The organism is Jannaschia formosa, from assembly GCF_003340555.1.
Classification (GTDB): Bacteria; Pseudomonadota; Alphaproteobacteria; order Rhodobacterales; family Rhodobacteraceae; genus Jannaschia; species Jannaschia formosa.
In genome coordinates this window covers 1-8,323 of sequence record NZ_QPLJ01000051.1, presented here as the reverse complement: position 1 = coordinate 8,323, position 8,323 = coordinate 1, and the positions used below count along the sequence as shown (strand labels likewise).

The 8,323-nt window shown below is 66.3% G+C and carries 9 protein-coding genes and 2 pseudogenes; 7 read left to right on the top strand and 4 right to left on the bottom strand.

The genetic code is table 11. The features are described 5' to 3' along the window. From DR046_RS22320 to DR046_RS22295, 6 genes are all read left to right on the top strand, one after another. Positions 1–275, top strand: a 275-nt coding sequence (locus DR046_RS22320; protein ID WP_135227387.1) for an MbcA/ParS/Xre antitoxin family protein, incomplete at its 5' end; no start/stop codon positions are given. Positions 276–699: 424 nt separating this feature from the next. Beyond that, positions 700–1,038, top strand: coding sequence for an EF-hand domain-containing protein (locus DR046_RS22315; protein ID WP_115384560.1), 339 nt, complete (start codon positions 700–702; stop codon positions 1,036–1,038). A gap of 116 nt (positions 1,039–1,154) precedes the next feature. Beyond that, on the top strand, positions 1,155–1,991 hold the full coding sequence (locus tag DR046_RS24025) for a hypothetical protein (RefSeq protein ID WP_209313645.1): 837 nt from the start codon (positions 1,155–1,157) through the stop codon (positions 1,989–1,991). A 56-nt stretch (positions 1,992–2,047) separates the two neighbouring features. Beyond that, the gene (locus DR046_RS22305; protein ID WP_115384559.1) at positions 2,048–2,371 is read left to right on the top strand and encodes a hypothetical protein; all 324 of its coding nucleotides are present in this window, start codon (positions 2,048–2,050) and stop codon (positions 2,369–2,371) included. A 369-nt stretch (positions 2,372–2,740) separates the two neighbouring features. Continuing rightward, complete coding sequence (locus tag DR046_RS23370) at positions 2,741–3,061, top strand: hypothetical protein (RefSeq protein WP_135227386.1); 321 nt, start codon at positions 2,741–2,743, stop codon at positions 3,059–3,061. A 126-nt stretch (positions 3,062–3,187) separates the two neighbouring features. After that, entirely contained in the window at positions 3,188–3,805 is a 618-nt protein-coding gene (locus tag DR046_RS22295; protein ID WP_167767247.1) for a DUF998 domain-containing protein, read from the top strand. 587 nt (positions 3,806–4,392) lie between these two features. On the opposite strand, the gene DR046_RS22290 is transcribed toward DR046_RS22295, so the two are convergent. The 3 genes and pseudogenes from DR046_RS22290 to DR046_RS24480 form a co-directional block, all read right to left on the bottom strand. After that, positions 4,393–5,181, bottom strand: coding sequence for an EF-hand domain-containing protein (locus DR046_RS22290; protein WP_115384556.1), 789 nt, complete (start codon positions 5,179–5,181; stop codon positions 4,393–4,395). A gap of 144 nt (positions 5,182–5,325) precedes the next feature. After that, positions 5,326–6,786 carry a trypsin-like peptidase domain-containing protein gene (locus tag DR046_RS22285; protein ID WP_115384555.1) on the bottom strand — a complete coding sequence of 487 codons (1,461 nt, stop codon included), beginning with the start codon at positions 6,784–6,786 and terminating at the stop codon, positions 5,326–5,328. Positions 6,787–7,050: 264 nt separating this feature from the next. Then, positions 7,051–7,221: pseudogene (locus tag DR046_RS24480) on the bottom strand (transposase); the annotation flags it as partial. A 403-nt stretch (positions 7,222–7,624) separates the two neighbouring features. Here DR046_RS24480 and DR046_RS24475 point away from each other — a divergent pair. After that, a pseudogene (locus DR046_RS24475) lies at positions 7,625–7,798 on the top strand (IS5/IS1182 family transposase); the annotation flags it as partial. A 3-nt stretch (positions 7,799–7,801) separates the two neighbouring features. Here DR046_RS24475 and DR046_RS23365 read toward each other — a convergent pair. Beyond that, complete coding sequence (locus tag DR046_RS23365; RefSeq protein WP_135227384.1) at positions 7,802–8,206, bottom strand: hypothetical protein; 405 nt, start codon at positions 8,204–8,206, stop codon at positions 7,802–7,804. Between the last annotated feature and the right edge of the window lie 117 nt (positions 8,207–8,323).

Below are 8,323 nucleotides of genomic sequence, written 5' to 3'. Positions count from 1 at the left end.
ACACGCTGACCCGGATCTCGGCCGTGATCGCCATCGAGCAGGCGCTGGCCAATCTCTTCGAGGACCGGGCGCAGGCCATGACCTGGATGCGCGGCGCCCATGACGCGCCCGCCTTCGCCGGGGCCTCGCCGATGGAGACGATCCTGAATGGTGGTCGGGACGGGCTCGAGACCGTGCAGGGGTATCTCGATGCCTGGCGGGCCGGTGAGGTCGGCCGGGGCGCGCCCGAGGGCAGCTTCGTGCCCGTGACGGAAGAGGATCTCGTCTTCGCGTAAAGCTGCCGGGACGAACGTGAGCCGCTTTCGTTGCGGGCCTTCTGCATCGCCCTGCGGGAAGGACCTTGGCCTCCAGCTCACTCAGGAAGCAGCTGGCCTGGTCCACCTTTCCTCCATGCGACCGCAAGAAGTTCATCTCCCTGACCTGCGTCCAAGCGGCCGCGCATGGCAGGAGCCGGCTGCCACGCCGAAACCTGGAATCGCCTCGACCTGATGGGGGCCGGTTCTTGATGTCCCTCAGGGCCTGATCCGGAATTCGCTGGACAACTCCCCGACCGGCACTGGTTGGCGACGGGAAGTCCTGCTTCGCCTCGGCCGACGGCGGCATTTCGCTGTCGCTTCGAAGCTCAGGAACCCCGGTCAGGAACTCGCGTTAAAGTTGCGGTGGTGAGAAGCCACGACCTCAACGGCAACGGAGGATTTCATGACTATCGACGTGAAGAAGATTGCAAGCATCGGTGCCGCCATCGCGGTGCTCGGCGCGGGTCCTGCGCTCGCTCAGGACATGATGAGCGACTGGGACAGCGATGGCGACGGCATCGTCAACGAAGAAGAATTCAACGAGGGCTGGAACTCCCAGTGGAGCGACGGGGAGAGCGCCTTCGACACCTGGGACGGCGACGGCGACGGCATGCTCTCCGAAGACGAATTCAACTCAGGCGTGTTCAATTCCTATGACGCCGACGACAGCGGCGTCATCGAAGAGCCCGAGTTTGGCGATGTCGGCGACGACCTCGGCGACGGCGGCTTCTGGGACGTCTGATCCAGTCCTGTGGCGCGGGGCCGGTCACACCGGCCCCGCCGCTCATGCGGACCTGGCACCCCTCATGAAGAGGTGGGTGCGAAGGCGACCGCAGCATCATCCGAAGGAAGAGATCGATGGCTTTCAACGACCGACCCCTGTTCCCTACCGCTGCCGCAGCCCTGCTGAGCCTTCCGCTCGTTGCGGGAAGCGCGATCGCGCAGCAGAGCGATACCCAGTCCGGGACCAACCAGACCCAGAGCAACCAAGCCGAGACCAATCAGGCCCAGACCGATCAGACCCAGACCGATCAGACCCAGAGCAACCAGGGCGGCGCCACCGGCTCCGGGGGCGGCATGAGTGGTGCCGGCCAGCCCGGCACCGAGCAGGACACGCTGATCGCCACCGTCGGAAGCGAGGAGATCAGGGCATCGGACGTCATGACGGTCATCGGCATGCTTCCCCCGCAGCTCGCGTCGCAGCCGCCCGAGTTGCTGGTTCCGATGGCGATGGAGCAACTGATCCTGCGGGAACTGATCCTTCAGCAGGCGCGAAGCCAGAACCTCGCCGAGGACTCGGAGGTGAGGGCGCTCGTCGAAGGCTCCATGCAGGGGGCCGAAGAGGATGCCATGGTGCAGGTCTGGATCGACCGCGAGATGGAGGGCACGGTGACGGACGAGGCGGTGCAGCAGGCCTACACCGACCTCCAGTCGACCTCGCAGCAGGAGCTTCCGCCGCTCGAGCAGATCCGCCCCCAGATCGAGCAGCACCTGCGCCAGCTGGGTATGCAGGAGATCGCGGCGCGGCTTCAGCAGGGTGCGGACATCGTGCTCTTCGACGCTGCGGGCCAACCGATCGAGCGTCCCCAGAATGGCGGCGGACAGGGCGGTTCGGGCACGTCCGGAAGCGGTGACGCTTCGCAGGGCAACTCCGATTCCGGCAGCGGCTCGGGCGGTACATCTTCGGGCAACTGATTTCCCGGGCAGCTGATCGCCGGCTCGAGGGGCTCCACGATTGGGAGCCCCTCTTCATGATCGGTCCAGACCTGGCCAAGAGCGTGTACCAGTCGCACGGCGGGGGGCAGACCGAGAACATGGCCGCGAAATCGGGCGCGGTAGAGATCGGCGACCGCAGGGCTGGGGTCTTCGGGCCGTTCAAAGCCCGTCCGCACGATGGTCGCACTGGCGCTCTCCGCCCAGGCTGTCACATCGTGCCGGAACTCTGGCTGGAAGCCCCACTCGGCTTCGGGCGCTTCGAGGTCCGGCTCTGGCAGATACCAGCGGCGTCGGTCCATCCCGAGCGTCTGGAAGAGACGCTCGACCCTCGGACCGCCATGGAAGTGTTCTTCACATGATGCGCCTCCGGCCGCGCCGAACTGGTAGACGTGCCGATCCGAGACGCGGGTCACTGGCCGGGTGAACCCGCACTCCGCGAGGTAAACGGTTCCTCCCGGCACTAGGCAGTCGTCGAGGAAGTCTCGGTAGGCGCGTGGTAGGCGCAGATATTTCTGGCGGAAGTAGCTGACCTCGGGCGTCATTCGCCGGTCCTGGTTGGGGTCGTGCATCTGGTGTAGCGCCACGCCGGGATTCCGTTCCAGCAGGCGGGCTCCCACCTCGCGGGCCGCCTCGAGCGGCTGCCGGGCGTCATCGGCATCCGGGTGATCCTGCCGGATGAGCGTGAGGAAGGTCTGCGGCAGCCAGGGAATACACAGGAGCGCGCAGGCATGGGCCAACGCGCCATTCGACGAACCGATCATGACGGCGGGTTACCGACGCCGCGGATAGAGGTCGACGATCCACTGGGCGATCCGCTCGGAATCCACATCCTCGATCCGGTCCGGATCGACGGCCTCGGACGGACCGCCGGCAACGAAGGCCTTCTCCCGGAGCGTGCGGGGGAGATGATTGGCCAGCGGCGCGAGCTTCGGAGCGAGACCGTCCTGGCTCACCGCAGGGAAGTCCTCGCCATGGAGGTATCTCGCGAGGGCGCGAAGGAAGCCGGCTGCCGGGTCGAAGACGGCGATACCCGGGGGTTGCTGCGGTGACATGTCTCCTCCGCTCGGAACTGGCTGGAGCCCGCTCGATTGAGACTGGTTCCGAGGCCTTTCCCGGGGAACATGCGCGAAGGGGCCGCGTTTGGGCTTCTCAGACGACTGGAAGCGGAGGTCCCGATGCCAGATCGGCACATCCTCAGTACCTGCGGCGCGCTCGGTGTTGTGGGCGCGCTCGTCCCGATCGCCACCGACGTGCTGAGCTGGCCTCTCGCGGAGAGCTACAGCCCCGTCAGTCAATCCATAAGCGCCCTTGCTGTCGGCAGGGCGAGCTGGCTGATCGACCTGGGCCTCTGGATCTTCGCCCTGGGCTGCTTCGCCGTCGGGACGGGAATGTTTGCGCTCAGACCCCTGGCTGCGCCATGGCTGATCGCCGCGGTCGCGACCATCACGATCGGGATAGAGGCGGCCACCGTGGCCGTCGTGAACGAATATGCCGGAAGCAAGAACGCGGGCGCGGACATCCACAGCTGGGCGATCTGGCTGCTCTACCCGTCCTTCGCGGTCGCGGCTCTCGGCGGGCGGCGCAGGTTGAGGGATCTCAGCTCGCTGGCCGCACGCTACAGCCTGGCCGCCGGCTGGATCTGGATCGTCTTCGCCCCCGTCTACTACTTCTGGTATCCGAGCGGCTGGGCCGGCGCCTTCGAGCGGGGGCTCGCCATTCTGATGATCGCCTGGCTTCTTCTTGTGGCCGTCCAGTTTCGTGCGGAAAGCGCCAGACCGCCTCGGGCCGACTAGGGGCAGGCGCACGGACCAAGCTCTGCAAGAATGCGGAAGCGGACCGGCGGTCGGCATGCCCGAACATTCCCAAGCCGCGGCTATATAGGGATCGTCGGCGTGAAGCCGTTATTCAGAAGTTCCGACAGCGACCTCGCGGCCACAGAATGGCCGAACAGATCGGCCCGAGAAGGTACGCTTTGGAAAGGCAGGATATCTCTCATCAACTCAGGCAACCATGGAATGCAGGAACATGATCAACATCGATGCGAGCCGTGCCGGCATTTCGCTGAGGGGCAGAGCCTGCGCCGGAAAGGACGGATGATCGAGTGACGACCGTGGGGGTCTTTCCGCTCTCGATGGGCGTGACCTTGCAGGAAGTCCGAATGCGGTGCCCCGACACGCCGGACGCATCCGACGATGTGGCCGGGACCGCGACGGCGGTCCGGCCGGTGTCCCTTCCCAGAGATGCCTTCAGCCGCCAACCGCCTCGAACGCCACACTTGCGAACAGGCGGCGAGAAAGTCGGCGGCGCGGTGTCCCCGGACGAGGCATGGCTGGGGCGGCGTCGGGTTCCCGGGCGGGGTCCAGTCGCCTGGACCTGCCCCTCAGAAGTTTTCGGCGCACCTGACGACATAGAGGCTGCCATCCACTTCGAGGAAATCGAGCGGCGGTTCATAGTCCAGCACGGCGCAGAAGCGAGCGGCCGTCTCCTCGCAGGTCGTGCCATCCTCGCCGCAGGGGATCGGCAGTCGGGAGAACGCTTCGCCGTCCGGGATCAGGTCAGGCATGTCGTCCTCGATCACATCGTCCTCGACCACGTCGGTCTCGCCTCCGGCCGGATCGGCCGCGTCGCCCGGTACGTTCAGAAGTTCCAGGAAATCGACGAACCAAGCGTCCTCTTCTTCGCCGAGGAAGTCGTCGTCACCGGCATCGGCCAGCCCGAACACCCCGGTCGAGAACTCCTCCTCGGTGAGGGGATCGTCATCGACCGCGAGCCCGAGCCGGGCAAGCAGGTCCGTGTCGTTCATCTCCTCCACGAATTCGAACTCGCCGATGAAGCCATCGCCGTCCGCGTCCCATTCATCGACCGCGAGATTGACCGCGTCCTCGCCGTACCAGAGGTCTACGGAATCGTCCCATTCATCGACGGAGAGGCGACCATCGCCATCCCTGTCCCAGAGGTCGTAGATGCCTTGCAGCACCTCACCCCGGTCGACGGTTGCGTCGGAATCCGCGTCCCACCGGTCGAAGAGTCCCGAGGCGTCGAGACCTTCGGCGAACTCGGCTTCGCCGAGCATGCCATCGGCGTCAGCGTCCCAGTCCGCTATTCCCTGCGCCGACAGGGTCGTCGCGAGCATCGTCGTTGCGGCGAAAGTGGCGAAAGCGTTCTTCATGTTCAGGTCTCCTGCTCGTTGAATATGCCGAGGCATCCCTTCGCGGCTGGCTTGGGACCCGGGGCCCGATCAATCGGATCCCCGGAATCAGGTCGGCGAGAACGGAGGCGACGGTGGCGCCGCCCCCGCATGGCGCTCATCGGGTCATTCTTCCGGCGGCGCCCCGCCCTGATCGTCCTCGCCCTGTTGGCTTTCGACCGCGACGAAGAGGGTGTTGCCGTCGCGGCTGACCCGCAGCAGCAGCGGGCGGCCCGCCTCGCGCGCCTCGGCCCATGCGTCCGACAGTCCTCCGGCATCGCCGACATCCTCGCCCGCGGCACTCAGGATCACGTCGCCCTGCATGAGGCCCGCTTCGGCGGCGGGGCTGCCGGGCTGCACGTTCTGCACCATGATGGCCTGACCGTCGTCGAGTCCGAGGTTGCGGCGCACCAGTTCCGGAACCGGTGAGACGGCAAGCCCGAGCCTCTCGCCCTCGACGGGCGTCGCGTCGCGGGCTGCGTCCTCGGATGCGCCGCCGCGCTCGGCCAGTGTCAGGGTCACCTCGATCCGTTCGCCATCGCGGAATACCGTGATCGGCACGTCCGAGCCGGGTGACAGGTCCGCGACCATCTGCGAGATCTGGCGCGGATCTTCGGCCGCCGTGCCATCGATCGAAAGGATCACGTCGCCCTCCTCGATGCCTGCCGTCTCTGCCGGGGCGCCGGGCTCGACCGAGGCGACGATGGCGCCTTCGGTGCCGTCGAGGCCGAGCGCGCGCGCCAAGCCGTCGTCGATGCCCTGAAGGCTGACCCCTATGAAGCCGCGCTCGACATCCCCGGTCTCGATCAGTTGCCGGACCACATCCTCGGCGATGCTTGACGGCACCGCGAAGCCGATCCCCACATTGCCGCCCCGGGGCGAGAAGATGGCGGTGTTGACGCCGATGACCTCTCCGGAGGTGTTGAAGAGCGGACCACCGGAGTTGCCAGAGTTGATCGAGGCGTCGGTCTGGAGGAACGCGTCATACGGCCCTGCACCGATCACCCGAGAAGTGGCCGAAAGCACGCCGACCGTGACCGTTCCGCCAAGCCCGAAGGGGCTGCCGATGGCGATCGTCCACGCCCCGGGCTGCATCGCGTCGCTGTCGCCCCACGAGGCCACGGCGATACCCGTCGTGTCCGCGATCTGTAGTACGGCGATATCCGTCGCGGGATCGGTCCCGACAACCTCCGCATCGCGGGTCGTGCCGTCGTTCAGCAGTATCTCGACGTCGGACGCGCCTTCGACGACGTGGTTGTTGGTGACGATATAGCCGTCTTCGCTGATCATGAAGCCGGACCCGCCAGCGACCCGTTCGCGCTCGGGGACCTCTTGTCCGGGCATCGCGCCGAAGGGGCCGGGCATGCCGAAGGGGCCCCGTCTCCCGAAGGGTTCGCCCTCGGACATCGCCGAACTTGGGGCCGTCATTCCGCGCGCCGTAATGGCGACCACAGTCGGGCTCATCTCTTCCACGATGGCGGTAAAATCCTGCGGCGGCGAGAACTGCGTCTCTTGCGCGGAGATCGGCCCGGCCGCGATGGCGGCCGAGAGTACTGCTGCCGAGGCGGCGATGATCGGGTTCGTCATGCTTCCTCCCAAGCTGCTTGCTGTCTGAGCGTAGTCAAGCTCCGCTCTGGCCACGGGGCCTTCCCTACAAGCAGACAACTTTGGGTTGTATCTTGGGTTCCCATCTATCTCGATGAAGCGGCCGCGCTTGCGGCGCTTCCGTCCGAAGCGGCATCACGGCAGGTCTCCTTGGCTGTGAAGCGGCACCAAAGAGGGCGTGCTGCCTTCTTGTGAACAGGCGTGCAAAATCTGGCCTGACTCGAAGTTGGTGCATTTTCCGGTTCGTGATGCCGCGACGAGGCGCGCTTTCAGGAGATCGATGTTTGCCCGGCCGTACATCTGCCGTTTGAGGGTCTTCAGGCGGTTGATCTGCCCCTCCGTCTGGCCGTTGGACAACGGCTCCGTCAGAGCCGCGACTATGGCGGCCTGATCGCTGGCAAGGCCGCGGGCGACGGAGGCGATCTCGCTCGTCGCCCCCGCGATGAACCATGCCTTCAGATCGCCCGCCGTGCCGTTTCGCCCCATGGCGACGAAGCGGTCGACGAGGTGGCGGGCGGTCGCCAGAGCTGGCAGCGCGGCTTCGGCTTGCGCGACGAGCACGGCGTCTGCCTTGGAACGGATGATCGCGTCCCGAGGTCATCAGCTGGGCGATCCCGCGCACCACCCGGTCGAAGACAACCGGCGTTGCTCGACGCTCATCTATCAGTCCAGCCTGCGGTTCAGCATCGATTACCTACCGGCGCTGCGCAAGGGACCACACTCTCAGTGGCTGACCCACACCGACCGGAATTGCCCCTTGTTCGAGGTCGAGGGGCAATGGCCCAGTATCACGGCTCCGGAAGCCATGGCGGCTTGGCTCACCCTCGGTGACGCGCTGCACGCCGTGCTCTGCGGCGCGGGACACAATATCCGACTGATCCTCGACCACCTCCGGGCGCTCTTCGCCGAAATCCTGGCCGCCCCCGTGCGCATCCTGGTGCTGATCTATGCCCGAACGCCCGAGCAGAACGCCAGAATGGCCGCCTTGGCGTGATGTTCAGAACCGACTACTCAGGACGGCACGTCCTCCCGCATCGTCACGCTGAAGGAACGCAAGGCGCGCGAGACCCGTCGCCGCACGGAGGCCGTGTCCCGCGCCCTGCCCGTCCTCGCCGCGCACCCGCCCGCCCGCGGCGGCCGAGATCTCCTCCAGCGGGAAGTCGGCAAGCATCTCGACAGCGCTGTCGTGGCGCATCTCACCGCGCGCGGCCGAGCCCGTGAGGAGGTAGCGGCCGGGATGGGCCTGGCCGAGACGCTCTTCGAAGAGGCCTGCATCCCCTGCGACCTCCTCGACGTCGCGGGGTGCTCGACCACCTGATCCGGCGTCGGCCGCGATCGACCAGGAAATCCTTTCGACGCCTCGTCGCTCCCTGCGGTGATTGCTGCGAGCGAGCTTCCTCAAGCGCTCGCGACCGAAAACACTTGGTCAGCGGGCCGATTCAGGCGACGGTGCCATCACGCAGGAGACCACTTGAAGATTGTCCATGAGGAGGAGCCTCCATGACTGATCTTGTAAACG

Coding starts and splice junctions, on each gene's coding strand:
- DR046_RS22315 (WP_115384560.1), top strand. CDS start 700: ATGACTATCGACGTGAAGAAGATTGCAAGCATCGGTGCCGCCATCGCG.
- DR046_RS24025 (WP_209313645.1), top strand. CDS start 1,155: ATGGCTTTCAACGACCGACCCCTGTTCCCTACCGCTGCCGCAGCCCTG.
- DR046_RS22305 (WP_115384559.1), top strand. CDS start 2,048: ATGATCGGTCCAGACCTGGCCAAGAGCGTGTACCAGTCGCACGGCGGG.
- DR046_RS23370 (WP_135227386.1), top strand. CDS start 2,741: ATGGGCCAACGCGCCATTCGACGAACCGATCATGACGGCGGGTTACCG.
- DR046_RS22295 (WP_167767247.1), top strand. CDS start 3,188: ATGCCAGATCGGCACATCCTCAGTACCTGCGGCGCGCTCGGTGTTGTG.
- DR046_RS22290 (WP_115384556.1), bottom strand. CDS start 5,181: ATGAAGAACGCTTTCGCCACTTTCGCCGCAACGACGATGCTCGCGACG.
- DR046_RS22285 (WP_115384555.1), bottom strand. CDS start 6,786: ATGACGAACCCGATCATCGCCGCCTCGGCAGCAGTACTCTCGGCCGCC.